Origin of the sequence: Curtobacterium sp. GC_Cur_3 (assembly GCF_026544205.1) — a bacterium.
Classification (GTDB): Bacteria; Actinomycetota; Actinomycetes; order Actinomycetales; family Microbacteriaceae; genus Curtobacterium.
This window is the reverse complement of record NZ_JALNUI010000033.1, coordinates 1-24933: the sequence shown is the minus strand read 5'-3', so window position 1 is coordinate 24933 and position 24933 is coordinate 1. Positions and strand designations below refer to the sequence as shown.

The window sequence follows — 24933 nt, the reverse complement described above, 5'->3', positions numbered from 1 at the left end:
ATCCGACCCACCGACGAACACAACTGAGGGATACGTGGCAGACCACTACGACGTCCTCGGTGTCCCGCGTGACGCGGCCGACACCGACATCAAGAAGGCGTACCGCCGACTCGCGCGGGAACTCCACCCGGACGTGAACCCGAGCCCCGACGCCGCCGAACGCTTCAAGGACGTCACGCACGCGTACGACGTGCTGAGCGACCCCGAGCAGCGGCGCCGCTACGACGCCGGCCCCGCGGCCGACAGCCCCTTCGGCGGTGGTGGTGCGGCCGGCTTCAGCGACATCTTCGACGCCTTCTTCGGCGGCGGTGCCGGTGGCGGTCGTGGCAGCGGTCCCCGCAGCCGGGCCGAGCGCGGGCAGGACGCCCTGCTGCGCATCGACGTCGACCTCGACGAGGTCGTCTTCGGCACGCACAAGGACGTCGAGGTCGACACCGCGGTCCTCTGCGAGACGTGCGGCGGCTCCTGCTGCGCACCGGGCACCAGCCCGCGCACGTGCGACATCTGCGGCGGGTCCGGCTCCATCCAGCGCCAGGTCCGGTCGCTCCTCGGCAACGTCGTGACGAGCGCGCCGTGCGGTACCTGCCGTGGCCACGGCACCGTCATCCCGAACCCCTGCCCGACGTGCCAGGGCCAGGGTCGCGTCCGCGCCCGTCGCACCATCCCGGTCGACATCCCCGCCGGTGTCGACTCCGGTCTGCGCCTCCAGATGCCCGGTCAGGGCGAGGTCGGCCCGGCCGGTGGACCCTCCGGTGACCTGTTCCTCGAGGTCCGGGTGCACCACCACGACGTCTTCAGCCGCGACGGTGACGACCTGCTCGCCACGCTCGAGGTCCAGATGACCGACGCGATCCTCGGCACCACGACGACGATCGACGGCCTCGACGGCCCGGTCGAGCTCGAGGTCCGCCCGGGCGTTCAGAGCGCCGACGTCCTCGTCATCAAGGACCGCGGCATCACGAAGCTCCGCGGCAGCGGGCGTGGCGACCTCCGGGTCGGCGTGCAGGTCGTGACCCCGACGAAGCTCTCGCACAAGGAGCGCCAGCTCGTCGAGCAGCTCGCGAAGTCGCACAGGTCCGCGGCGCCGCAGCTCGCACGGTTCCAGCAGGGCATGTTCGGCAAGCTGCGCGACCGGTTCTTCAACTTCTGATGGCCTCGCTCTACCTGGTGGAGTCCCTCGACGGCGTGACCGTCGGGGACTCCGTCGCGCTCGACGGTGCCGAGGGCCGCCACGCCACCACGGTCGCCCGGGTGCGCGTCGGGGAGACCCTCCGCATCGGCGACGGCCGCGGCACCGTCGTGCTCGGCACGGTCGAGTCCGTCGGACGTGACGCGCTCGTGCTGTCGGTCGCGTCCGTGGTGGTCGAGGACTCCCCGTCCCCGTCACTGACCCTCGTGCAGGCCCTCGCGAAGGGCGGGCGCGACGAGATGGCGGTGCAGGCAGCCACCGAGATCGGCGTCGACCGCGTGGTCCCGTGGTCGGCGGCGCGCAGCGTCTCCCGCTGGGACGGCGCCAAGGTGGAGAAGGGCCGTTCCCGGTGGGCAGCGATCGCGCACGAGGCCGCGAAGCAGGCCATCCGGTCGCGCGTGCCCTCGGTGGACCCGCCGATGACGACCGCGCAGCTCGCGGCGTCGTCCTCGGACGGCGTCGTGCTGGTGCTGCTCGACCCCACCGCGACCGAGCGGCTCGCCACCTGGGAGCCCCCGGCCGACGCCACCGAGATCGCCCTGGTCGTCGGGCCAGAGGGCGGCATCGACGGCTCCGAGCTCGACCGCCTCGAAGCGGCCGGAGCGGTGCGGGTCCGACTCGGCGACACCGTCCTGCGCACCTCCACCGCCGGCCCCGCGGCGCTGGCGGTCCTGCAGGCCCGGCTCGGCCGATGGTGACCGCCTCGCGCAGCACCGTCGCACCCGCACGGCCCGGCGTCGGTCGGGCGTCCTACGATGGGACCATGAGCAGCATCTTCTCGAAGATCGTCGCGCGCGACGTCCCGGCGACCATCGTGGCCGAGGACGACCGCGTCATCGCGTTCGAGGACATCGCCCCGAAGGCCCCGGTCCACGTCCTCGTCGTCCCGAAGACCGAGCAGTACCGGAACGTCACCGAGCTCGCGGCCGGTGACCCGGACCTCCTGGCGCACGTCGTCGCGACCGCCCAGCGCATCGCCGACGAGCGCTCGGGCGGGCAGTACCGGCTCGTCTTCAACACCGGCGAGACCGTCGGACAGACCGTGTTCCACGTGCACGCACACGTACTCGCAGGCGACCTGCAGGAAGGCACCCTTGCCAGCTGACGACACCGCACCCACCGAGACCGAAGCCGTCTCGGAACTCGCCGTCGACGGGATCGCGATGGTCCAGCTCCTCGGCCCACAGGACCGACTGCTGAAGACCGTCGAACGCCAGTACCCCGGCGTCCGCGTGCTCGTCCGCGGCAACCAGGTCACCCTGACCGGCCCGGAGCGCGACGTCGCCCGTGCCCGCGCGCTCGTCGACGAGCTCGTGGACATGGTCAAGCGCGGCCAGGACATCGGCCAGTCGGACATCCCGACGTCCGCCCGCATCATCGACGAGGCCCGCAGCCCCGCGGACGTCTACGGCGCCCCGATCGTGTCGAGCCGCGGCAAGTCCGTGCGTCCGAAGACGGACGGACAGCGCCGGTACGTCGACGCCATCGACGAGAACACGATCACGTTCGGCATCGGCCCCGCCGGCACCGGCAAGACCTACCTCGCCATGGCCAAGGCGGTCCAGGCCCTGCAGCGGCGCGAGGTCACGCGCATCATCCTGACCCGCCCCGCGGTGGAGGCCGGCGAGCGGCTCGGGTTCCTGCCCGGCACGCTGACGGACAAGATCGACCCGTACCTCCGCCCGCTGTACGACGCGCTCAACGAGATGATGGACCCCGAACTGGTCCCGAAGCTCCTGGCAGCCGGCACGGTCGAGGTCGCACCGCTCGCGTACATGCGCGGTCGCACGCTCAACGACTCATTCGTGGTGCTCGACGAGGCCCAGAACACCACGCCCGAGCAGATGAAGATGTTCCTCACGCGCCTCGGGTTCGGGTCGCGGATGGTCATCACCGGCGACATCACCCAGGTCGACCTGCCGGGCAACGTCTCCGGCCTGCGGCTGGTCACGCAGATCCTGTCCGAGGTCGAGGACATCCACTTCGCCCGGCTCGGGAGCGAGGACGTGGTCCGCCACACCCTCGTCGGTCGGATCGTCGACGCCTACACCGTCTACGACGAGCAGCGGCTCGTCGAGCAGGCGGAGCGCCGCCAGTCCAGCACGAGGAACGACGCCAGAGGAGGCGCCCGGTGAGCATCGAGCTCAACAACGAGTCCGGCGTCGCGGTCGACGACGATGCCATCCAGCGCCTCGCCGCGTTCGCGCTGGACGCCATGCACGTGCACGCCGACGCGGAACTCGCCGTCGTGCTCGTCGACGAGGGCGCGATGGAGCAGCTGCACATCCGGTGGATGGACGAGCCGGGCCCGACCGACGTCCTGAGCTTCCCGATGGACGAGCTCCGCCCGGGCACCGAGGACGAGCCGACCCCGGCCGGGCTGCTCGGCGACATCGTGCTCTGCCCGCAGGTGGCCGAGGCCCAGGCGAAGACCGCCGGGCACTCCACCACGGACGAGCTCCTGCTGCTGACGTGCCACGGCATCCTGCACCTGTTGGGCTTCGACCACGCGGAGCCCGACGAGAAGGCCGAGATGTTCGGGCTGCAGGGGGAGATCCTCGCCGGGTTCGCCGCACAGCGCCGAGGGCGGTGACGGCAGTGCTCCTCGTCGCCGCCCTCCTCGCGGTGGCGTTCGTGCTCGTGGTCCTCGGCGGTCTGCTCGCGTCCGCCGACGCCGCACTCGCCGTGTCGTCCCGCGCCGACCTCGACGAGATCGCCAAGGGCCACAAGCGCCGTCGCGCGATCGAGGCCATCGCCGACGACGTCGGTGCCCACGTCAACGCGCTGAACTTCTTCCGTGTGCTGGCGGAGACCGCCGCCGCCGTGCTCGTCACGATCGCGCTGTTCAGCGTGCTCGACACCTGGTGGCTGGCACTCATCGTGTCCGCCGCGATCATGACGGCCGTGTCGTTCGTCCTGGTCGGGTCGAGCCCCCGCAGCGTCGGACGGGCACACCCGGAGCAGCTCGTCGGGCTCACCGGTGGGCTGATCCACACCGTGCGCATCGTGCTCGGGCCGCTCGCCGGACTCCTCGTCGTGATCGGCGACCGGGTCACGCCGGGGCGCAACGGCAGCACGTCGAGCGTCTCCAGCGAGGAGCAGCTGCTGTCCCTCGTCGACGAGGCCACCGAGAGCAACGTCCTCGAAGCCGACGACCGCGAGCTCATCCACTCCGTCTTCGAGTTCAGCGACACTCTGGTGCGCGAGGTCATGGTGCCACGCACCGACATGGTCACCGCGGACGCCGCCGACACGCTGTCGGCCGTGATGGAGCAGTTCCTCGCCGCCGGGGTGTCCCGGATGCCCGTCACCGGGCGGGACAGCGACGACGTCCTCGGGGTCGTCTACCTGCGTGATCTCGCTCGTGCGCTGTACGAGAGCAAGAACGCGGGCGGGCGACCGGTCACGTCGCTCCTGCGCGTCGCAGAGTTCGTCCCCGAGTCCAAGCACGCCGACGACACCCTGCGCCACATGCAGGCGGCGAAGAACCACCTGGTGCTCGTCGTCGACGAGTACGGGGGAGTCGCCGGGCTCGTGACGATGGAGGACCTCATCGAGGAACTCGTCGGCGACATCTCCGACGAGTACGACCGCACGGTGGTCGACCGCGTCGACCTCGGCGACGGCGTCTGGCGGGTCTCCGCCCGGATGCCGATCGACGACCTCGGCGACCTGTTCGGGATCGACCTCGACGACGACGACGTCGACACCGCCGGCGGTCTGCTCACCAAGGAGCTCGGCCACCTCGCCACCGCGGGGGAGTCCGTGACCGTCTCCGGGGTCGTCCTGACCGCCGACCGGGTCGAGGGCAAGCGCCGCCACCTCATCTCCGTGCTCGCCGAGCGCACCGACGCCCTCGAGCGCGTCGAGCAGGCGTTCGACGGCTTCGCAACCACCACGACGGGAACCCACTCCGCATGAGCGACACCGACGACGGCGCCACCGAGCGTCCCATCACCTACCGAGCCGGCTTCGTGTCGTTCGTCGGACGCCCGAACGTCGGCAAGTCCACCCTGACGAACGCGCTCGTCGGCGAGAAGGTCGCGATCACCTCCTCGAAGCCGCAGACCACGCGACGGGCCATCCGCGGCATCGTGCACCGTCCCGACGGCCAGGTGATCATCGTCGACACCCCCGGTGTGCACCGCCCGCGCACGCTCCTCGGCGAGCGCCTCAACGACCTCGTCCAGTCCACGCTCGGTGACGTCGACGTCATCGGGTTCTGCGTGCCGGCCAACGAGCCGATCGGCCCGGGCGACCGCTTCATCAACGAGACGCTCGACCACTTCCCGCGCGCCAAGAAGGTCGCGATCGTGACGAAGGTCGACCGCGCCGGCAAGGAGAAGATCGCCCAGCAGCTCCTCGCCGTCTCCGCGCTCCGCGAGTGGGACGCCATCGTGCCGACCTCGGGCACCGAGGGCACCCAGCTCGACGCCCTGCTGATGGAGATCACCCGGCTGATGCCCGAGTCCCCGGCGCTCTACGGCGCGGACGCGATCACCGAGGAGACGAACGAGGAGCGCATCTCCGAGCTCATCCGCGAAGCCGCGCTCGAGGGCGTCCGCGACGAACTCCCGCACTCCCTCGCCGTGCTCATCGAGGACATGGTCGAACCCGACCCGGACGACGACCCCAACGGGCCGCTGCGGATCTTCGCGAACCTGTTCGTCGAGCGGGACAGCCAGAAGTCCATCGTCATCGGCCACAAGGGCGAGCGGCTGAAGGACGTCGGCATCCGCGCGCGTGCCGAGATCGAGTCGCTGCTCGGCGGTCGCCACGTGTACCTCAACATCCGCGTGAAGGTCGCCAAGGAGTGGCAGCGCGACCCGAAGCAGCTCGGGCGACTGGGCTTCTGACGCCGGTCATCCGCCGGACGGACGCGCACGTGCCCGGCCAGCCGTACCGTGGACGCGTGTTCCGTCCCATGCTGCGCAGCCAGATCGTCACCGACGTCGTCGTCGCCGTGGCCCTCGGCGTGGTCGTGGCGCTCGTCGGGTCGGCCGGTCTCCTCACGAGCGACCAGGCCTTCATCGTCGTCGGGATGACCGCGGCGCTGGCACTCCGGCGTCTGTCGCCGGGTCTGGCGCTCTCGGTCGCCTGGGTCACGGCCATCGCGCAGATGGTGACCGGTCAGCAGCCGGACCCGTCGAACATCCTCATCGCCGGGGTCATGTACACGACGAGCGCGTACGGCAGTCGTCGCGTCCGGCTGGCCGGCCTGGTCTCGGCGATCGTCGGGGCCGTGACGGCTGCCCTGTACGTCGGCATCCCGGACTTCATCACCCGGTCGAACGAGCCGACCGAGTACGGCCCCGTGGTCGAGTCCGGGAAGGTCGTCGGCGCGGTCCTGATCGTCGTCCTCGCCCTGCTGCTGCTGCCGTGGCTGGGTGGCGTGGTGGCCCGCACGCAGCAGACGGCCCGCATGAGCCGAGAGGCCCAGCTGCTCGCCGAGCGCGACGCCGCCCGGGCCGACCGCGCCGTCGCCGTCGAGCAGGAGCGCGTCAGCATCGCCCGGGACATGCACGACATCGTCGCGCACTCCCTCGCGGTGGTCATCGCGCAGGCCGACGGCGCCCGGTACGCGTTGAAGGCCGACCCGGCCGTGGCCGACCAGGCGCTCGGCACGATCTCGAGCACGGCCAGGCGAGCGCTCGGCGACGTGCGCGAACTCCTGGGCGCGCTCCGGCACGAGCAGGGCACCACGCCCACGCCGGACGTCGACGACATCGAGCGGCTCGTCGGGGAGATGCGCGAGGTCGGCCTCGAGGTCGACATCGAACGGAACGGCGACCCGAGCAGCCTGCCGACGAGCACGCAGCTCGCGGTGTACCGGATCGTGCAGGAGAGCCTGACGAACGCCTACAAGCACGGCGAACGCGGGACGCCGGTGCACGCGTCCCTGACCTACCGTCCCGACACGGTCGAGATCGACGTCGTGAACCGTCGCTCGGACGACGGCCGCGCCGGACCCGGCACCGGCCACGGACTCGTCGGGATGCGGGAGCGTGCGACCCTGTCCGGTGGCACGATGACCGCCGGTCCGCGCGGACAGGACTTCGCCGTCGCCGTCCGCATGCCGGCACACCCCGCCACCGGGCAGATGCCCCGCGGACTCTTCACCTCGACCGACCAGGAGCGCACCGCGCCATGACCGACACCCCCATCCGCGTCGCCCTCGTCGACGACCAGGCGCTCTTCCGCACCGGCATCCGGATGCTCATCGACTCCCAGCCGGACCTGCGCTTCGTCGGGGAGGCCGGCAACGGTGCCGAGGGCGTCGAGCTCGTCCGGCAGGGCCGACCCGACGTCGTGCTGATGGACGTCCGCATGCCCGTGATGGACGGCATCACCGCCACCGCGCGCATCGTCGAGGACTCCGGCACGGACGGCGCGAAGGTCCTCGTGCTGACGACCTTCGACTTCGACGAGGCCGCGGCGAAGGCCATCCGCGCCGGCGCCAGCGGGTTCGTGCTCAAGGACGCTGACCCCGAGTTCCTGCTCGCAGCGATCCGCACCGTCCACGCGGGCACGGCCGTCTTCGCGGCATCGGCGACGCGGGAGCTCCTGCGTCGGTACGACGACACCGCCGAGCGAGCCGCGAACGTCCCGGCGGCCGTCAACGACCTCACGCCGCGGGAGCGGGAGATCTTCGACCTCGCAGCCCGCGGCTTCAGCAACAGCGAGATCGCGCAGCACGAGTTCGTGAGCGAGGCGACGGTGAAGACCCACATCTCCCGGGTCCTCAGCAAGCTCGGCCTGCGCGACCGGGTCCGCCTGGTCGTCTTCGCGCACGAGCACGGGCTCGTCACGAAGGACTGACCGCCGAGCCCAGCCGAGCCGAGCCGCGCTGCGCGGCGCGGGGTCGCGGCGTGCCGGCGTGGCGGCGTCGCGGCGTCATCCGAGCGGATGAGTCCTCCACCGGGAAGTGCACCGAGCGGTCCATCCACAGGAGCCGACCGGCGGACGCGGGGAGGGCCTCCCGGCCGTCATCGTTGGAGCATGACCACCAGCCACGCTCCCATCATCCGGCTCGACCACGTCTCCAAGCACTTCGGGGACGCTGCCCGCCGCGTCACCGCCCTCGACGACGTCAGCGTCGACATCGGCGCGGGTGAGTTCACCGCGGTGATGGGCCCGTCGGGTTCCGGCAAGTCCACGCTCATGCACGTCGCCGCCGGGCTCGACGCCGTGTCGGCCGGCCGCATCCAGATCGACGGCGTGGACATCACCGACCTCGGCGACAAGGACCTCACCGAGCTCCGTCGTCGGCGGCTCGGGTTCGTGTTCCAGTCCTTCAACCTCGTGCCGACGCTCGACGTCAGCGAGAACATCCGGCTGCCGTTCCTGCTCGGCGGCCACCGGACGTCCACCGAGGAGAACGCCTGGATCGACCGGCTCGTCGACATGCTCGGGCTCGGCAACCGGCTCTCGCACCGTCCGCACCAGCTGTCCGGCGGCCAGCAGCAGCGCGTCGCGATCGCCCGCGCACTGGCGTCCCGCCCCGCCGTCGTGGTGGCCGACGAACCGACCGGGGCCCTCGACTCCCGCACCGGGCGTGACGTGCTCGGGATCCTCCGCGGCGCGGTGGCCGAGTGGGGCCAGAGCGTCGTCACGGTCACCCACGACCCGGTCGCCGCCGCCAACGCGGACCGCATCCTGTTCCTCGCCGACGGCCGCATCGTGGGCGACCGGCCCGCGATGAGCGCCGCTGACATCTCCACCACGATGCTCGGGATGGAGGCCGCAGCATGAACGCCGTCCGCGACTTCTCGCCCACCATCCTGGTCGCCGCCCTCGGCACCACGTTCGGCTCCGCACTCGTCATCGCCCCGGGCATCGTGACCGAGGCGCTCCGGGCAGCAGGCCTGTCCGATGTCGCCTCGGTCAAGTCGGTGCTCGACGTCGTCGGGTGGCTCTTCCTCGGCATCGCCCTCTACGTCGGGGCGATCGTCACCGCCAACACGTGCGCCACCCTCATTGCCGGACAGACCCGGGTCATCGCGCTCCAGCGGCTCGTGGGCGCCACGGGGGCCACCCTGCGCTCCCGCATCACCCGCGCCGGTCTGGTGGTCGGGGTGATCGGCGGGCTGATCGGCGTCGTCGTCGGCACCGGCCTGTCCGCGCTCTTCGTGGCGGTGCTGCGCGGCAACGGTTTCCTGCCGGACACCTCGTACACGCTCGTGCCGTGGCAGCTCGTGCTCCCGGTGATCGCCGTCGTGCTGGCCACCTGGGGTGCCTTCGCGGTGGGGTCGCGCCGCGTGCTGACCGTCACGCCACTGCAGGCGCTGTCCTCCGTCGTCGAACCGAGTCACGACGACGTCCGGTCCGGGCGGGCGCGGAAGGTCTGGGCGATCCTGCTCATGGGCGGCGGCGGTGCCCTGATGCTGATGGGACTCCTCGTCAGCTCCAGCAGCCCGGTCGCCGTGTTCCCCGCGGCCCTCGGCGGGTTCATCTCGTTCGCCGGGGTCGCCGTCGGGGCGACGATCGTGATGCCGCCGGTGTTGTCCCTCATCGGGCGGATCGGGGCGAAGGACCCGGTCGTGCTCCTCGCCGGCCGGAACGCGTTGCGGGCGCCGGGTCGTGCCTCGCGAGCGACCATCGGGCTGGTCATCGGCGTCACGCTGCTGGTCACGTTCGCGGTCGCCCTCGGGATGATGCAGCACCTGATGGAGGAGCAGCTCCGCGCGCAGTTCGGCGGCGGCGGCAAGCAGCAGGTCGAGCAGCTCCGTGACGTCTTCGTGCAGGTCAACGGCGTGGTCAGCGTCATCGTCGGTTTCTCCGCCGTGATCGCCGCGGTCGGGGTCGTCAACGCCCTCGCGCTCGGGGTGCTGCAGCGGCGTCGGGAGCTCGGGCTCCTGCGGGTGCTTGGGCTCACCGGGGCGCAGGTCCGTCGGATGATCATCACCGAGGCCGTCCAGATGGTGGTCGCCGCCGTGGTCACCGGGCTGGTGCTCGGCACGGTGTACGGCTGGGTCGGCGGGCAGACGCTGCTCGGGTCGATGGGGTCGCCGGGAGCACCCGTGCTGCCACCGCTGACGATCGTCATCGTGGTGGTCGGGGCACTCGTCCTGGCGGTCGCCGCCACCGTCGCCCCGGTCCGCCGGGCGATGCAGGTCTCGCCGACCGAGGCACTCGCGTTCGACTGACGCGCGGTGCGGTGCCGCCCGGCACCGCGCTGCCCGCACCGCCCGTCGCTCGACCGCGCTGTCACACGGGCGACGTGCGGTGCTACGGTGAAGGCGATGTACTCGGCGCTCCTCCTCCTTCGCTGCCGCGACGAGGCCTGACTCAACGGCCCACCTCGTCGCGGAGTCCGTCGTGGCCGCACACACGCGAGTGCTGATCACCAGCGCAACGACGAAAGCGACGAAACGATGCAGAACACGCAGCGCCCCTCCGGGATGCCGATCCACAAGTACGTCCCCTTCCACGAGCAGATCGCCGTCGAGCTCCCGGACCGCACCTGGCCGACGAAGCGCATCGAGAAGGCCCCCCGCTGGTGTGCCGTCGACCTGCGCGACGGCAACCAGGCACTCATCGACCCGATGGACGCCGAGCGCAAGCGCGCGATGTTCGACCTGCTGGTCCGCATGGGCTACAAGGAGATCGAGGTCGGGTTCCCGAGCGCCTCGCAGACGGACTTCGACTTCGTCCGCAGCCTGATCGACGAGGGCGCCATCCCCGACGACGTCACGATCCAGGTGCTGACCCAGGCCCGCGAGCACCTCATCAACCGCACGTACGAGGCGATCGACGGCGCCAAGCAGGCCATCGTGCACCTCTACAATTCGACGTCGATCGTGCAGCGCGAGGTCGTCTTCCGCACCGACGTGCAGGGAGTCGTGGACATCGCCGTCGCCGGGGCGAAGCTGTGCAAGGCGGCCGAGGCATCCCTGCAGCACGACACGACGGTCTACTACGAGTACTCGCCGGAGTCGTACACGGGCACCGAGCTCGAGGTCGCGCTGCAGATCTGCAACGCCGTGCTCGAGGTCTTCGAGCCCACTCCCGACCGCAAGGTCATCATCAACCTGCCCGCCACGGTCGAGATGGCGACGCCGAACGTCTACGCCGACTCGATCGAGTGGATGTCCCGCCGCCTGGCACACCGTGAGGACGTCATCCTCTCGCTGCACCCGCACAACGACCGCGGCACCGCCGTCGCCGCCGCCGAGCTCGGCTACCTGGCCGGCGCGGACCGCATCGAGGGCTGCCTGTTCGGCAACGGGGAGCGCACCGGCAACGTCGACCTGGTCGCCCTCGGCATGAACCTGTTCACGCAGGGCATCGACCCGGAGATCTCCTTCTCGGACATCGACCAGGTCAAGCGGACCGTCGAGTACTGCAACCAGCTGCCCGTGCCGGAGCGCCAGCCCTGGGCGGGCGACCTCGTCTACACGGCCTTCAGCGGCTCACACCAGGACGCCATCAACAAGGGCTTCGACGCGATGAAGGCGAAGGCCGCAGCCGCGGGCAAGTCCATCGACGAGGTCGAGTGGGCCGTTCCCTACCTGCCCGTCGACCCGAAGGACATCGGCCGGTCGTACGAGGCCGTCATCCGCGTGAACTCCCAGTCGGGCAAGGGCGGGGTCGCCTACCTGCTCAAGACCGACCACGCGATCGACCTGCCCCGCAAGCTGCAGATCGAGTTCTCCGGGGTCGTGCAGCAGCGCACCGACACCGAGGGCGGCGAGTTCAGCTCGGACAAGATCTGGGACCTGTTCCGCGACGAGTACCTGCCGGCACCCGTCGACGAGGACAAGTGGGGCCGCTACGAGATCACGAAGACGGCGACCTCGAGCGACTTCGACGGCACGACGAACCTGTCGGTCGCGATGCGCGTCGATGACGGCAGCGTCACCGCCGAGGCCGTCGGCACCGGTCCGATCGACGCCTTCCTCACCGTGATGCGGGAGCAGGGCGTCGGGGTGACGCTGTACGACTACTCCGAGCACACCATGAGCGCCTCGGGTGACGCCAAGGCGGCCTCCTACGTCGAGCTCGACGTCGACGGCGTGCGGCTGTGGGGCGTCGGCATCGACGCCGACATCGCGACCGCGTCGCTCAAGGCGATCGTCTCCGCCGTGAACCGCGCGGTCCGCGCGGGCGCGGCCTCCGGTGCGGCGTCGCCGGAGCTCGTCACCGCCTAGCACCTCGCCATCGCGGGCCCGCAGCCCTGCGGGCCCGCGGGAGCGCGCCCCTGCGGTGAGATCGCACTTCGTGTCGCTTCGAGGCGCAATGACCCGACACGAAGTGCGATCTCAGCGGGCCGATCTGGTGACGACGCGACCACGGCCGGGAGGCGCGGTGCGGGTCCGACCCGCACCGCGCCTCCCGGCCGTGGTGCGTTCCCACCCATGTCGGGCGCGATGGCAGGTGGTTCCGCGCGTTGCGGGTCGGAAGAAGTGACCTGCGACGCGCGAGCGGACCTTCCACGCGCGGAAGGACCTGCGACGCGCGAGAGGACCTGCCACGCGCGGAAGGGCCGGCCACGCGCGGTCCCACCCCTGAGGCGGGCTGTCGGTGCGGCGGGGGATACTGGGGGCATGCCGCTGTACCGGGACGAGTGCGTCGTGCTCCGCACCCACAAGCTCGGCGAGGCGGACCGCATCGTCACCATGCTCAGCCGCCAGCACGGCAAGATCCGTGCCGTCGCGAAGGGCGTGCGGCGGACAGCGTCGAAGTTCGGCAGCCGGCTCGAACCGTTCATGGTCGTCGACGCCCAGTTCTACGAGGGCCGCTCGCTCGACATCGTCACGCAGGCCGAGTCCCTCGGGGCGTACGGCGCGCAGATCGTGGCCGACTACAGCGCCTACACCGCCGCCAGCGCCATGGTCGAGACCGCCGACCGTCTGAGCGAGGCGGACGCCGGCCTGCAGCAGTACCTGCTCCTGGTCGGGGCCCTCCGGTCGCTGTCCCGCGGCGAGCACGTGCCGTCCGCCACGCTCGACTCCTACCTGCTGCGGGCGATGAGCATCGCGGGGTGGGCGCCCTCGTTCTCGGACTGCGCGGTCACGGGTGAGCCGGGCCCGCACTCGGCGTTCGTCGTCCAGCTCGGCGGCGTCGTGGCCGACGGTGCTGCGCCGCCCGGATCGCCGCGGCTCGACGTCACGACGCTCGGGATCCTCGGGTCGCTGCTCGCGGGGGACTGGGCCGCGGTGGACGCGGCGGACGAGCGGACCAGGTCGCGGGCCTCCGGCGTGGTCGCCGCCTACGCCCAGTGGCACCTGGAACGATCGCTCAAGTCACTGCCGCACGTCGACCGCACCGAGCACCCCGCTCCGGTGCCGGTCTCCCACGACGGTCCGGCGGCGACGGCACGGGCGGTCGCTGCGACGCCGGCCCCGGCACTCCCCGACGTCCACGAAGGAACCAGCACCGCATGAGCCCCCGCCGCACCGACGCTCCCGAGCCCTTCCGTCCGGTCGACTGGACAGGCGAGACGCCCCCGGCGATCCCGCAGCGGTTCGTCCCCGAGCACGTGGCGATCGTGATGGACGGCAACGGTCGGTGGGCCAACGGGCGCGGGCTCACGCGGATCGAGGGCCACAAGGCGGGCGAGGCGTCGCTGCTCGACGTCGTCGCCGGCGGGATCCAGATCGGCGTCAAGCACATCTCCGCGTACGCGTTCTCGACGGAGAACTGGAAGCGCTCCCCCGAGGAGGTGCGCTTCCTGATGGGCTTCAACCGGGACGTGATCCGGCGTCGGCGCGACCAGCTGAACGAGTGGGGCGTGCGGGTGCGGTGGGCCGGTCGGCATCCTCGGCTGTGGCGGAGCGTCATCGACGAGCTCGAGACCGCTGAACGGATGACGGCGGGCAACGACGTGCTGACCCTGACGATGTGCGTCAACTACGGCGGCCGGAACGAGATCGCCGACGCCGTCCGGTCCATCGCCGAGGACGTCGCCGCCGGGAAGCTCAAGCCGAGCCAGGTGACCGAGAAGGCCCTCGCCCGCCGCCTCTACGTGCCGGACATGCCCGACGTCGACCTGTTCCTGCGGAGCTCGGGCGAACAGCGGACCAGCAACTTCCTGCTGTGGCAGTCGGCGTACGCGGAGATGGTGTTCCTCGACCGGCTCTGGCCGGACTTCCGGCGCACGGACCTCTGGGGCGCGGTGGAGGAGTACGCCCGCCGCGACCGGCGCTTCGGCGGCGCGGTCGACGTCCCGACCGCCTGACCCGCGCGACGCAGGCGGGCCCGAGTCTCGCCTCCGCGGACACCGTGCGCGTTCCGGAAGCCGCACGATGTCCGCACAGCCGAGACTCGGCGCCGCGAACCCGCGCCGCGGACACGCGCCCGCGGACCGCGCGCCGCGCCCGCCGCGGCTCAGGCCAGCAGGGCCGCGGCCGCGCGCACTGCCTCGAGCGTCGCGCGGACGCTCGGCACGCGCTCGGCCCCGCGCGCGACGACGACCTCGACGCGGCGGGCCAGGTCCTCGTCCACGGGGTCGACCGACACCCCGGCCGGGATGACCGTCGTCGCGAGTGCCAGGCGGGGGAGCAGCGCCACCCCGAGTCCCGCGGCGACGAGCCCCACGACCGCCGCGGCGTTGTCCGTCTCGAGCACGATGTCCGGCGTGAACCCGGCACTCGCGCACGATGCGAGCAGGTGCCCCCGGCAGCGCGGGCAGCCCCCGATCCACCGCGCACCACGCTGCGACGCGAGGTCCACGGTGCCGGAACCAGCCACGGCGGCACGTGAACCGACGGGACCACCGCGATCCGAGCCTCCCGACCGGACCGCCGACTCCGCACCCGCACCCGCACCCGCCGCCACCGGCGTGACCAGCGCCAACGGGTCCCGCCCGATCGTCCGCGTCAGCAGCCCCGGGTCCGGCACCGCGCCGACCTCGTCGCCCACGTAGGTGAAGGTGAGCGCGACGTCGGCCTCCCCGCGCCGCAGCATCGCGAGCGCCTCGGGCGGCTCGACCTCGACGTAGGTCGTCGTGACACCCGGCACGCGGTCGGCGAGCCAGGCGAGGACCGCCGGGACGAGCGTGGACGACGCGCTCGGGAACCCGGCGATCCGGACCCGCCCGCGCGTGAGGCCGCCGACGGCGTCGAGGTCCTCGCGGGCGGCGGTCAGCGCTGCCTGCACGTGCAGCGCGTGGTCGGCGAGGACCTGCCCGGCCTCGGTCAGGCTCACCCCGCGGGCGCCACGGAGCACGAGTGCGTGGCCGAGTCGCTGCTCCGCGCGCTGGAGCAGCTGGCTGACGGCGGGCTGGCTGTACCCGAGGGACGCCGCGGCACCGGTGATGGAGCCGGCGTCAGCGACGGCACGGAGGGTCCTGAGCAGCTGCGGGTCGAGGTCGTCCACAACAGGATGTTATGGCAGGGCGAAGCAAGTTGTCCTGGTGTGATGAGGGGGGCCCGCACGACGATGGCGACCATGGACTCCTTCGTCGACGGCCACGGCTACCTCGCCGCCTGCACCGCCGGGCTCCCGACGCGGGGGACGCTCGCCGCGATGCGGGCCGACCTCGACCTCTGGGCAGGCGGCCACGTGGACCCGGTCCGCTACGGCGGCCTCGTCGAGGCGGGCCGCGAGCTCTTCGGCCAGGTCGTCGGCGTGCCCGCGGAACGGATCGCGACCGGCTCGCAGACCTCGACGATGACGGCGGTGGTCGCGGCGGCGCTGCCCGACGGCGCCGAGGTGGTCGTCCCCGACGGCGACTTCAGCTCGATCGTGTTCCCGTTCCTCGCCCAGGCGCACCGCGGCGTCCGTGTCCGCAGCGTCCCGCTCGACGCCCTCGCCACCAGCCTGCGGTCCGACACCGCGCTCGTCGCGTGGTCCGCCGTGCAGTCGGCCACCGGCGTCGTCGCGGACTCGGCGGCCGTCGTGGCGGCGGCACGTTCGGTGGGTGCCCGGACGCTCTGCGACCTCACCCAGGCGGCCGGGGTGCTGCCGGTGTCCGCCGAGCCCTACGACGTGACGATCACCCACGCCTACAAGTGGCTCTGCGCGCCGCGCGGCGTCGCCTTCATGACCCTCTCGGACGACGCGCTCGGTTGGCTCCGCCCGACGCAGGCCGGCTGGTACGCGGGCGCGGACGTCTGGGCCTCCTGCTACGGACCGGCCATGCGGCTCGCCGACGACGCCCGCCGCTTCGACGTCTCGCCGGCCTGGCAGGCCTGGCCCGGGGCGGTCGCCGCCCTGCGGCACGTCGCGTCCCTCGACACGGCCTCGGCCTGGAGGCACGCCACCGGCCTCGCGGACCGGCTGTCGGACGCCCTCGGGTCGGCCCGGCAGACGCAGGCGATCGTGACGATGCCCGATGCGTCCGGCTCCGCGCTGGCGGCGCTGCGGGCGGCGGGGATCACCGCGTCGGGCCGTGCGGGGCGGCTCCGGCTCGCCTTCCACCACTGGAACGACGAGTCGGACGTGGACGCGGTGGCGCGGGTGCTCGCCCGTTAGGCTTGCCCGGTCCCTTCCCCGCCCCGAGCACCCAGCTCGGCGACACTGATGGAGTTCTCCTTGGCTCAGCCCTCCCGTCTCGACTCGGTCATCGCCCTCGCGAAAGGCCGCGGCTTCGTCTTCCAGTCGGGTGAGATCTACGGCGGTTCGCGCTCCGCGTGGGACTACGGGCCCCTCGGTGTCGAGCTGAAGGAGAACATCAAGCGCCAGTGGTGGCAGCGGTTCGTCCGCGGACGCGGGGACATGGTCGGGCTCGACTCCGCCGTCATCCTGCCCCGCAAGGTGTGGGAGGCCTCCGGGCACGTCGCCACGTTCACCGACCCGCTCGTCGAGTGCCTGCACTGCCACCACCGCTTCCGCGAGGACCACCTCATCGAGGCCTTCGAGGCCAAGAAGGGGCGCGCACCCGAGGGCGGCATGGCGGAGATCGCCTGCTCGAACTGCGGCACCCGCGGCCAGTGGACCGAGCCCCGCGAGTTCTCCGGCATGCTCAAGACGTACCTCGGCCCGGTCGAGTCGGAGGAGGGCCTGAACTTCCTCCGCCCGGAGACCGCCCAGGGCATCTTCGTCGACTTCGCCCAGGTCGTCACGACCAGCCGCATGAAGCCCCCGTTCGGCATCGGCCAGGTCGGCAAGGCGTTCCGCAACGAGATCACACCCGGCAACTTCATCTTCCGCACGCGCGAGTTCGAGCAGATGGAGATCGAGTACTTCGTCCCGCCGGCCACCGCGGGGGAGCACTACGAGCAGTGGATCGCCGACTCGGTCGCCTGGTTCACCGACCTCGGCATCGACCCGGAGAACCTCCGCCGCTTCGACGTGCCGGACGGCGAGCGCGCGCACTACTCCGACGCCACCGCGGACATCGAGTACCGCTTCGGGTTCCAGGGCACCGAGTGGGGCGAGCTCATGGGCGTCGCGAACCGCACGGACTTCGACCTCAACAACCACATCGAGTCGTCGGGCAAGGACCTCCGCTTCTTCGACCAGGCCGCGAACGAGAAGTACGTGCCCTACGTCATCGAGCCGTCGTTCGGCCTGACCCGCGCGCTCATGGCCTTCCTGCTCGACGCGTACCACGAGGACGAGGCCCCCAACGCGAAGGGCGGCGTGGACAAGCGCACCGTGCTGCGCCTCGACCCGCGCCTGGCGCCCGTCAAGGCCGCCGTCCTGCCGCTGTCCCGCAACGAGCAGCTCTCGCCCGTCGCCCGCGGCCTGGCCGACGACCTGCGCAAGGTCTGGAACGTGGACTTCGACGACGCCGGTGCGATCGGTCGTCGCTACCGTCGCCACGACGAGATCGGTACGCCGTTCTGCATCACCGTCGACTTCGACACGCTGGAGGACCAGGCCGTCACCGTGCGCGAGCGCGACACGATGAGCCAGGAGCGCGTGGGCCTCGACCGCCTGCAGGGCTACCTCGCCGAGCGCCTGCTCGGGGCGTAGCCGGCACCACCACGGCGCCACGGCATCACGGAACGGACACAGCACCGCGCATCGTCGTGGTGCTGTGTCCGTTGCGCGGTGTGGTGCAGGAATAGGAGCACCACCGCCGCGTTGTCGTTCAGCATGAGCGACTCTGTGAAGGTGGACGTCTGGTCCGACATCGCCTGCCCCTGGTGCTACATCGGCAAGCGCAAGTTCGAGGCCGGCGTCGCCGCGTTCGGCGGCCCCGTGGAGGTCGAGTACCACTCGTTCGAGCTGAGCCCCGACACCCCGGTGGACTTCGAGGGGACCGAGGCCGAGTTCCTCTCCCAGCACAAGGGACTCCCGGTGCAGCAGGCCCAGGAGATGATCGACCGGGTCGCCGGCATCGCCGAGTCGGTCGACCTGCACTACGACTACGACGCCCTCCGCCACACCAACACCGTGAAGGCGCACCAGGTCATCCACCTCGCCAAGCAGCACGGCAAGCAGCTGGAGATGGTCGAGCGGCTCTTCACCGCCTACTTCGAGCGCGGTGAGCACGTCGGACAGGACGACTCGCTGGCCGACCTCGGCGCCGAGGTGGGGCTCGACCGGGACGAGGTGCTCCGCACCCTCCGCGACGACACCCAGCTCGCCGCCGTGTGCGCCGACCAGGCCCAGGCGCAGGCGTTCGGCATCAACGGTGTGCCGTTCTTCGTCATCGACGGCAAGTACGGCGTCTCGGGTGCCCAGGACCCGGCGGCGTTCGAGCAGGTGCTGCAGCAGGTCGTCGCGCTCCGCGGCACGACGCCGGAGGAGGTCGCCTCGGCGACCGAGCGTGCGACGGACGACGCGAGCGCCGACGTGGCGGCGACCCGATGACGGGCCGCGGCGCGCCTGTGGGTGGTGGGTCGGGCCTCCCGGCCGGTCTGGGCCCACGCGAGCCGGTACCGGGGCGTCGCGAAGCGGCGGCACGGCCGAGCTCGTGGGGAGAGGCTCGGCCTGCGCTCCTGACGCTCGTCACGCCCGGTGGGGCGCCGGTCTGCGAGGGTGACACGTGCTTCGTGCCCGGCGCCGAGGGGGACTGGAGCGAGGTACCGGACTGAGGGCGTCCCTGGCCCACGCCGGGGTTCCGCAGCGCTTCAGCGCTGCGGTTCCTCGTCGGTGATGTCGGCGACGGTGGCGCCGTACGCGGTGATGAGGTCGTCGGCGTCGACGAAGGCGCTCGCGCCGTGTCGACCGGCGCCGAGGGCCACCCGGCGGCCGACGATGCGCTCGTCGGCGTAGACGGGCAGGTTCCCGGTCGCGCCGATCGGCGTGATGGTGCCGCGTTCGTAGCCGGACGCGGCCAGGGCCGTGGCGGCGTCGGGCATCGAGAGCTTGTTCACGCCGACGACCGCGCGCAGCTTCTTCCAGGCGATGCTGCGGCCGCCGGGGACGAGCGCGAGCACGAAGTCGCCGTCGTGGCGCTTCACGACGAGGGTCTTCACGACGTCGCCCGCGGTGATGCCGAGGAGCTCGGCGGCCTGCGCCAGGGAGTCGGCGGCGGGACGGTCGACGACCTCGACGTGCAGCCCGCGGGCGGCGGCGTCGGCGTCGAAGCGGGTGATGGGGTCGGTCGTCGTCATGGGGACAACGCTAGTTCTCCACAGCTGTCCGCGCTTCCGCGGGGATCGCGAGGGGCATGGGACAATGGAGGAGTATGACGATCACACACGCACCCGTTGACACGCATGCCGGCACCCCGCTGCGGGTCCCGTCGAAGCCGCTGCGCATCGGCCCGATCCAGGTCGACGTGCCCGTCGTGCTCGCGCCGATGGCCGGGATCACGAACATGGCCTACCGACGGCTCTGCCGCGAGTACGGCGCCGGGCTCTACGTCTGCGAGATGATCACGTCCCGCGCCCTGGTCGAGCGCACGCCGGAGTCGATGCGGCTCATCCAGCACCACGAGTCCGAGACCCCGCGGTCGATCCAGCTCTACGGCGTCGAGCCGAACACCGTGGCCGAAGCCGTCACGATGCTCGTGTCGGAGGACCGCGCCGACCACATCGACCTGAACTTCGGGTGCCCGGTGCCGAAGGTCACGCGCAAGGGCGGTGGCGCCGCCCTGCCGTGGAAGACGGACCTGTTCCGCGACCTCGTGACGAAGGCCGTCCGCGCCGCCGGGGACGTCCCCGTCACGGTGAAGATGCGCAAGGGCATCGACGCCGACCACCTCACGTACCTCGACGCCGCCCGCATCGCGCGGGACGCCGGCGTCGCCGCGGTCTCGCTGCACGCGCGCACCGCGAACGAGCACTACTCCGGGCACGCCGACTGGTCCGCGATCGCGACGCTGAAGGAAGCCGTCACCGACATCCCCGTGCTCGGCAACGGGGACGTCTGGTCCGCCGCCGACGCCCTCCGCATGGTCGAGCAGACCGGCGCGGACGGCGTGGTGGTCGGGCGCGGGTGCCTCGGGCGGCCGTGGCTGTTCGGCGACCTGGCCGCTGCCTTCCGCGGAGAGGGCCTGCGCTACATGCCGTCCCTCGGCGAGGTCGCCCAGGGCTTCCGTCGGCACGCCGAACTGCTCGTCGAGTTCTTCGAGTCCGAGGAGCACGGCTGCCGGGACATCCGCAAGCACGTGGCCTGGTACTTCAAGGGCTACCCGATCGGCGGGGACGTCCGCTCCGGGCTCGCGATGGCGTCGAGCCTGCAGGAGATCGACGACCTGCTCGGCCAGCTCGACGCGGCAGCGCCCTACCCGGGTGCTGATGCTGAGGGGCCTCGCGGTCGTGCCGGCAACCCGAAGCGCACGGCACTACCCGACCGCTGGCTCGAGTCGCACGACGTCGACGCCGAGTTCCGCAAGGTCCTCGCCGCCGCCGAGATGCACCACAGCGGCGGATGAGCGCCACCGCCTCGTACGGGCCCGCCGACGCCGAGCGCTGGCTGCCCGAGGAGCACGGCAACCGCCGCTCCGATTTTGCCCGTGACCGCGCCCGCCTGCTGCACTCCAGCGCGCTCCGGCGCCTGGCGGCCAAGACCCAGGTGCTCAGCCCGACGACCGGACTCGACTTCGCCCGGAACCGCCTGACGCACTCGCTCGAGGTCGCCCAGGTCGGCCGCGAGCTCGCCGACTCGCTCGGGCTCGACCCCGACGTCGTGGACACCGCCTGCCTGGCGCACGACATCGGCCACCCGCCCTTCGGCCACAACGGCGAGACAGCCGTGAACGCCTGGGCCGCTGGGATCGGCGGGTTCGAGGGCAACGCGCAGACCCTGCGGCTGCTCACCCGGCTGGAGCCGAAGGTCTACGGCTCCGGGCCGGACCAGGACCGGGCCTACGGCCTCAACCTGACCCGGGCATCGCTCGACGCCTCGTGCAAGTACCCGTGGCCGGCGTCGCAGGGTGTCGGCGAAGCATCGTCCGGGCGCACGAAGTTCGGGTTCTACGACGACGACCACGACGCCTTCGAGTGGCTCCGTGCCGGGGCTCCCCGACGCCAGCGCTGCATCGAGGCCCAGGTGATGGACCTCTCCGACGACATCGCGTACTCGGTGCACGACTTCGAGGACGCCGTCGTCGCCGGGTTCATCGACGTCGCCGCGCTGGGGGACCGGGTCGGCGAGAACGACATCGTGTCGGCCATGCACGCGTGGGTCGGGGACGACCTCAGCCGCGACGAGCTGCTCGAGGCCTTCGACCGACTCCGGGCGCTGCCGCTCTGGATGACGTCCTACGACGGCTCCCGGCAGGACTCCGCCCGGCTGAAGAACCTCACCTCGCAGCTCATCGGCCGGTTCGCCCGTACGGCCACCACTGCCACGCGGGACGCGTACGCCTCGGGGTCGCTCGTGCGCTTCGCTGCGTCGGTCGTCACCCCGCCGGAGATCATCGGCGAGATCGCGGTGCTCAAGGGCATCGTCGCGGCCTTCGTGATGACCCAGGGCAACCGGCAGCCCGTGTACGAAGACCAGCGCCGCGTGCTGACCGAACTCCTCGACGTGCTGGCCGACCGCGGCGACGACGCCCTCGAACCCGGGTTCGCCGCCGACTGGCGCCAGGCCGACGACGACACCGGTCGACTGCGGGCCGTCGTGGACCAGGTCGCGAACCTCACCGACCAGGGCGCGCTCGCGTGGCACCGTCGTCTCGTCGTCGGCGAACGAGAGACCGTCCACATCCCCGTCTGAGCGGTCGGCGTGGTCAGCCCCGCGAACTAGGATCGAGGGGTGGCTGGACTCATCGCGCGGAACGACATCGACGAGGTCCGCGCACGCGTGAACATCGCCGACGTCGTCGGTGACTTCGTCACGCTCAAGTCCGCCGGCGTGGGCTCGCTGAAGGGCCTCTGCCCCTTCCACGACGAGCGCTCCCCGTCGTTCCACGTCCGCCCGCAGGTCGGTCGGTACCACTGCTTCGGCTGCGGGGAGGACGGCGACGTCTTCAGCTTCATCATGAAGCAGGACCACACCACGTTCTCCGAGGCCGTCGAGCGGATGGCCGCCAAGATCGGCTTCACCCTCCACTACGAGGAGGGCGACGGGCCCCGCACCGACTACAACACCCGTGCGCGGCTCATCGCGGCGAACGAGGCCGCGGCGCAGTACTACGTCGCGCAGCTCACCACGCCCCAGGCCGAGCCCGCCCGACGCTTCCTGGGGGAGCGTGGCTTCGACCCGGCCGCCGCGGCGCACTTCGGCGTCGGGTTCGCCCCGAAGTCGTTCGACGCGCTCAAGGACCACCTCAAGGGGCAGGGCTTCACGATCGAGGAACTCACGTCGGCCGGGCTCGTCAGCCAGGGTGACCGTTCCCCGTACGACCGCTTCCGTGGCCGCCTGATGTGGCCGATCCGCGACGTCACCGGCGCCACGATCGGGTTCGGCGCCCGGCGGCTGCTCGACGACGACAAGGGCCCGAAGTACCTCAACACCCCGGAGACCCCGATCTACCACAAGAGCCACGTGCTCTACGGGCTCGACCTCGCACGCCGCGACATCTCGAAGCAGAAGCAGGTCGTCATCGTCGAGGGCTACACCGACGTCATGGCCTGCCACCTCGCCGGCATCACCACCGCGGTCGCCACGTGCGGCACGTCCTTCGGTGTCGACCACATCAAGGTGCTGCGGCCGATGCTCGGGGACGTCAGCGGCGGCGACCCGAACGCCAACGGCGAGGTCGTGTTCACCTTCGACCCGGACGAAGCCGGTCAACGCGCCGCGTCGAGGGCCTTCGCCGAGGAGCAGCGCTTCGCCGCGCAGACCTTCGTCGCGGTGGCCCCCGGCGGCCTCGACCCGTGCGACCTCCGCCTGGCGCGGGGCGACGACGCGATCCGCCGTCTGGTGACGAACAAGCGCCCGATGTTCGAGTTCATGATCCGTCGCACGCTCGACGGCCACGACCTCGAGACCGTGGAGGGCCGCGTCGCCGCACTCCGGTCGGCAGCGCCCGTGCTCGCCGGCATCCGCGACCGCTCGCTCACCCAGGGCTACGTCCGCGAACTCGCCGGGTGGCTCGGCCTCGAGATGGGCGAGGTGAGTCGCGCCGTCGAGGGCGCTCGGTCCCGCGCTGCCGCCGACGCCCGCTCGCACAGCTCCGTCCCCGTCGGCCAGGCCGGTCCGGGCGGGCAGCTCGTCGCGCCGCTCGACGAGCCCGTCGCCGGACTCCGGTCGCTGCCGAACGACCTCATCACCCGGATGGAGCGCGACGCCGTGATGGCGATGGTGCAGCAGCCGACGTCGGTCGGGGCGCCGCTGCTCGGCCTCGCCGCAGCCGCCACCTTCTCCGCGCCGATGCTCGCCGTGGTGCGGGACGCCGTCGTCGCCAACGTCGATGCCCTCGGCGCGTTGGACTGGCTCGACCGCCTGACCTCGGACGTGCCGGCGCCGGTCCGCGGCCTCGTGTCCGAGCTCGCACTGGCGCCGATCCCCGCCCGCACCGACGAGGACCTCGCGATCTACTGCCGCGGGATCGTCGTGGCGCTCGTCGAGCGGGACCTGCTCGCGCGCAAGGCCTCGCTCCTCGGGCAGCTGCAGCGCGCCGACCCGAACGAGCAGTCCGACCGCCGCGGGGAGATTCAGCGCCAGCTCGTCGACCTCGACGCGCAGCGGATGCGCCTGCGCGCCGACGCCGAGTCCGCGTAGTCACGCCGGGCTCGCCGGGCTCGCCGCTCGCACGGTGCGGAGTCCTCCGCCCGGTGCGAGCTTGCGCGCCCCGTGCGCCGGGACGGGGCCGCACGGGGGGGCCAACCTCGCACCGCCGCGCGGCGGAGGCGGTGGGGCGGGCGCAGGGCGAGCCTCCCGGCCGCGCGTGCCCGGGGACGGACCGGGCCCTCCGCGCCCTCGCACGGTGCGGAGTCCTCCGCCCGGTGCGAGCTTGCGTTCCCCGTGCGCCGCGACGCGGCCGCACGGGGTGCCCAACCTCGCACCATCGGGCGGAGGCGGCGGGGCGGTCGCGGGGCGAGCCTCCCGGCCGCTGAGATCGCACTTCGTGTCGTGACCGGGGCGGCGGAGCCGACACGGACTGCGATCTCAGCTGGGGACAGGTCCGCCGCTCGCACGGTGCGGGGTCTTGCGTCCGGTGCAAGCTTGCGCGCCCCCGTGCGCCGCCCCGTCGCCGCACGGGGTGCCCAACCTCGCACCAGCCGTGGCGGGGGAGGCGTGGCGGGCGCGGGGCGCGCCTCCCGGCCGCGCGTGCCCGGCGAGGAACTGCGCCCTCCGCGCCCTCGCACGGTGCGGGATCCTGCGCTCGGTGCGAGCTTGCGCGCCCCGTGCGCCGCCCCGTCGCCGCACGGGGTGCCCAACCTCGCACCACCGGGCGGAGGAGGCGTGGCGGGCGCGGGGCGAGCCTCCCGGCCGCGCGTGCCCGGGAACGGACCGGGCCCTCCGCGCCCTCGCACGGTGCGGAGTCGTCCGCCCGGTGCGAGCTTCCGCTC

22 protein-coding genes are annotated in these 24933 nt (G+C 72.1%); 20 read left to right on the top strand and 2 right to left on the bottom strand.

What is annotated here, in order from left to right; genetic code table 11:
* The first annotated feature begins 34 nt into the window (after window positions 1–34).
* From dnaJ to OXR63_RS15355, 14 genes are all read left to right on the top strand, one after another.
* On the top strand, window positions 35–1150 hold the full coding sequence (dnaJ, locus tag OXR63_RS15420; RefSeq protein WP_267424656.1) for a molecular chaperone DnaJ: 1116 nt from the start codon (window positions 35–37) through the stop codon (window positions 1148–1150).
* On the top strand, window positions 1150–1887 hold the full coding sequence (locus OXR63_RS15415; RefSeq protein ID WP_267424655.1) for a 16S rRNA (uracil(1498)-N(3))-methyltransferase: 738 nt from the start codon (window positions 1150–1152) through the stop codon (window positions 1885–1887). The genes dnaJ and OXR63_RS15415 overlap by 1 nt, the downstream gene beginning before the upstream one ends.
* Window positions 1888–1952: 65 nt before the next feature.
* Window positions 1953–2294, top strand: coding sequence for a histidine triad nucleotide-binding protein (locus tag OXR63_RS15410; RefSeq protein ID WP_267424654.1), 342 nt, complete (start codon window positions 1953–1955; stop codon window positions 2292–2294).
* 58 nt (window positions 2295–2352) lie between these two features.
* Window positions 2353–3324 (top strand): PhoH family protein, encoded by a 972-nt coding sequence (locus tag OXR63_RS15405; protein ID WP_267424677.1) that lies wholly within the window; start codon window positions 2353–2355, stop codon window positions 3322–3324.
* Window positions 3321–3782 carry an rRNA maturation RNase YbeY gene (ybeY, locus tag OXR63_RS15400; RefSeq protein ID WP_267424653.1) on the top strand — a complete coding sequence of 154 codons (462 nt, stop codon included), beginning with the start codon at window positions 3321–3323 and terminating at the stop codon, window positions 3780–3782. Before OXR63_RS15405 ends, ybeY begins: the two co-directional genes overlap by 4 nt.
* Window positions 3779–5110, top strand: a complete 1332-nt coding sequence (locus OXR63_RS15395; RefSeq protein ID WP_308202169.1) for a hemolysin family protein — start codon at window positions 3779–3781, stop codon at window positions 5108–5110. Before ybeY ends, OXR63_RS15395 begins: the two co-directional genes overlap by 4 nt.
* Window positions 5107–6045 (top strand): GTPase Era, encoded by a 939-nt coding sequence (gene era / locus OXR63_RS15390; protein WP_267424652.1) that lies wholly within the window; start codon window positions 5107–5109, stop codon window positions 6043–6045. The genes OXR63_RS15395 and era overlap by 4 nt, the downstream gene beginning before the upstream one ends.
* A 56-nt stretch (window positions 6046–6101) precedes the next feature.
* On the top strand, window positions 6102–7340 hold the full coding sequence (locus tag OXR63_RS15385; RefSeq protein WP_267424651.1) for a sensor histidine kinase: 1239 nt from the start codon (window positions 6102–6104) through the stop codon (window positions 7338–7340).
* Complete coding sequence (locus tag OXR63_RS15380) at window positions 7337–8008, top strand: response regulator (protein ID WP_267424650.1); 672 nt, start codon at window positions 7337–7339, stop codon at window positions 8006–8008. Before OXR63_RS15385 ends, OXR63_RS15380 begins: the two co-directional genes overlap by 4 nt.
* A 180-nt stretch (window positions 8009–8188) precedes the next feature.
* Complete coding sequence (locus tag OXR63_RS15375) at window positions 8189–8941, top strand: ABC transporter ATP-binding protein (protein ID WP_267424649.1); 753 nt, start codon at window positions 8189–8191, stop codon at window positions 8939–8941.
* Window positions 8938–10335, top strand: coding sequence for an ABC transporter permease (locus OXR63_RS15370; RefSeq protein ID WP_267424647.1), 1398 nt, complete (start codon window positions 8938–8940; stop codon window positions 10333–10335). The genes OXR63_RS15375 and OXR63_RS15370 overlap by 4 nt, the downstream gene beginning before the upstream one ends.
* Before the next feature lie 228 nt (window positions 10336–10563).
* The gene (gene leuA / locus OXR63_RS15365) at window positions 10564–12339 is read left to right on the top strand and encodes a 2-isopropylmalate synthase (RefSeq protein ID WP_267424645.1); all 1776 of its coding nucleotides are present in this window, start codon (window positions 10564–10566) and stop codon (window positions 12337–12339) included.
* A gap of 396 nt (window positions 12340–12735) precedes the next feature.
* Complete coding sequence (gene recO / locus OXR63_RS15360) at window positions 12736–13575, top strand: DNA repair protein RecO (protein ID WP_267424643.1); 840 nt, start codon at window positions 12736–12738, stop codon at window positions 13573–13575.
* Window positions 13572–14369, top strand: a complete 798-nt coding sequence (locus OXR63_RS15355; protein ID WP_267424641.1) for an isoprenyl transferase — start codon at window positions 13572–13574, stop codon at window positions 14367–14369. The genes recO and OXR63_RS15355 overlap by 4 nt, the downstream gene beginning before the upstream one ends.
* A gap of 149 nt (window positions 14370–14518) precedes the next feature.
* On the opposite strand, the gene OXR63_RS15350 is transcribed toward OXR63_RS15355, so the two are convergent.
* Window positions 14519–15508 carry a LysR family transcriptional regulator gene (locus OXR63_RS15350; RefSeq protein WP_267424639.1) on the bottom strand — a complete coding sequence of 330 codons (990 nt, stop codon included), beginning with the start codon at window positions 15506–15508 and terminating at the stop codon, window positions 14519–14521.
* Between the two features lie 72 nt (window positions 15509–15580).
* Here OXR63_RS15350 and OXR63_RS15345 point away from each other — a divergent pair, with 72 nt between their 5' ends.
* The 3 genes from OXR63_RS15345 to OXR63_RS15335 all read left to right on the top strand — a co-directional run bounded on the left by OXR63_RS15345 (window position 15581) and on the right by OXR63_RS15335 (window position 18895).
* On the top strand, window positions 15581–16606 hold the full coding sequence (locus OXR63_RS15345) for an aminotransferase class V-fold PLP-dependent enzyme (RefSeq protein WP_267424637.1): 1026 nt from the start codon (window positions 15581–15583) through the stop codon (window positions 16604–16606).
* Between the two features lie 60 nt (window positions 16607–16666).
* Window positions 16667–18052, top strand: a complete 1386-nt coding sequence (locus OXR63_RS15340; protein WP_228505216.1) for a glycine--tRNA ligase — start codon at window positions 16667–16669, stop codon at window positions 18050–18052.
* A gap of 123 nt (window positions 18053–18175) precedes the next feature.
* Window positions 18176–18895 carry a DsbA family oxidoreductase gene (locus OXR63_RS15335; protein WP_267424636.1) on the top strand — a complete coding sequence of 240 codons (720 nt, stop codon included), beginning with the start codon at window positions 18176–18178 and terminating at the stop codon, window positions 18893–18895.
* A gap of 260 nt (window positions 18896–19155) precedes the next feature.
* On the opposite strand, the gene OXR63_RS15330 is transcribed toward OXR63_RS15335, so the two are convergent.
* The gene (locus tag OXR63_RS15330; RefSeq protein WP_267424635.1) at window positions 19156–19641 is read right to left on the bottom strand and encodes an aminoacyl-tRNA deacylase; all 486 of its coding nucleotides are present in this window, start codon (window positions 19639–19641) and stop codon (window positions 19156–19158) included.
* A 74-nt stretch (window positions 19642–19715) separates the two neighbouring features.
* Here OXR63_RS15330 and dusB point away from each other — a divergent pair, with 74 nt between their 5' ends.
* The 3 genes from dusB to dnaG are packed head-to-tail and all read left to right on the top strand — an operon-like array spanning window position 19716 to window position 24142.
* A complete protein-coding gene (gene dusB / locus OXR63_RS15325; RefSeq protein WP_267424634.1) occupies window positions 19716–20906 on the top strand; it encodes a tRNA dihydrouridine synthase DusB in 1191 nt (396 codons plus the stop codon).
* Complete coding sequence (locus OXR63_RS15320) at window positions 20903–22192, top strand: deoxyguanosinetriphosphate triphosphohydrolase (RefSeq protein WP_267424633.1); 1290 nt, start codon at window positions 20903–20905, stop codon at window positions 22190–22192. Before dusB ends, OXR63_RS15320 begins: the two co-directional genes overlap by 4 nt.
* Window positions 22193–22231: 39 nt before the next feature.
* Window positions 22232–24142, top strand: coding sequence for a DNA primase (dnaG, locus tag OXR63_RS15315; RefSeq protein ID WP_267424632.1), 1911 nt, complete (start codon window positions 22232–22234; stop codon window positions 24140–24142).
* Window positions 24143–24933 lie beyond the last annotated feature (791 nt).

Excerpts from the sequence above, each read along its gene's own strand:
- OXR63_RS15415 (WP_267424655.1), top strand. The coding sequence starts at position 1,150 with ATGGCCTCGCTCTACCTGGTGGAGTCCCTCGACGGCGTGACCGTCGGG.
- OXR63_RS15410 (WP_267424654.1), top strand. The coding sequence starts at position 1,953 with ATGAGCAGCATCTTCTCGAAGATCGTCGCGCGCGACGTCCCGGCGACC.
- OXR63_RS15405 (WP_267424677.1), top strand. The coding sequence starts at position 2,353 with ATGGTCCAGCTCCTCGGCCCACAGGACCGACTGCTGAAGACCGTCGAA.
- era (WP_267424652.1), top strand. The coding sequence starts at position 5,107 with ATGAGCGACACCGACGACGGCGCCACCGAGCGTCCCATCACCTACCGA.
- OXR63_RS15380 (WP_267424650.1), top strand. The coding sequence starts at position 7,337 with ATGACCGACACCCCCATCCGCGTCGCCCTCGTCGACGACCAGGCGCTC.
- OXR63_RS15375 (WP_267424649.1), top strand. The coding sequence starts at position 8,189 with ATGACCACCAGCCACGCTCCCATCATCCGGCTCGACCACGTCTCCAAG.
- OXR63_RS15370 (WP_267424647.1), top strand. The coding sequence starts at position 8,938 with ATGAACGCCGTCCGCGACTTCTCGCCCACCATCCTGGTCGCCGCCCTC.
- leuA (WP_267424645.1), top strand. The coding sequence starts at position 10,564 with ATGCAGAACACGCAGCGCCCCTCCGGGATGCCGATCCACAAGTACGTC.
- recO (WP_267424643.1), top strand. The coding sequence starts at position 12,736 with ATGCCGCTGTACCGGGACGAGTGCGTCGTGCTCCGCACCCACAAGCTC.
- OXR63_RS15355 (WP_267424641.1), top strand. The coding sequence starts at position 13,572 with ATGAGCCCCCGCCGCACCGACGCTCCCGAGCCCTTCCGTCCGGTCGAC.
- OXR63_RS15345 (WP_267424637.1), top strand. The coding sequence starts at position 15,581 with ATGGACTCCTTCGTCGACGGCCACGGCTACCTCGCCGCCTGCACCGCC.
- OXR63_RS15335 (WP_267424636.1), top strand. The coding sequence starts at position 18,176 with ATGAGCGACTCTGTGAAGGTGGACGTCTGGTCCGACATCGCCTGCCCC.
- OXR63_RS15330 (WP_267424635.1), bottom strand. The coding sequence starts at position 19,641 with ATGACGACGACCGACCCCATCACCCGCTTCGACGCCGACGCCGCCGCC.
- dusB (WP_267424634.1), top strand. The coding sequence starts at position 19,716 with ATGACGATCACACACGCACCCGTTGACACGCATGCCGGCACCCCGCTG.
- OXR63_RS15320 (WP_267424633.1), top strand. The coding sequence starts at position 20,903 with ATGAGCGCCACCGCCTCGTACGGGCCCGCCGACGCCGAGCGCTGGCTG.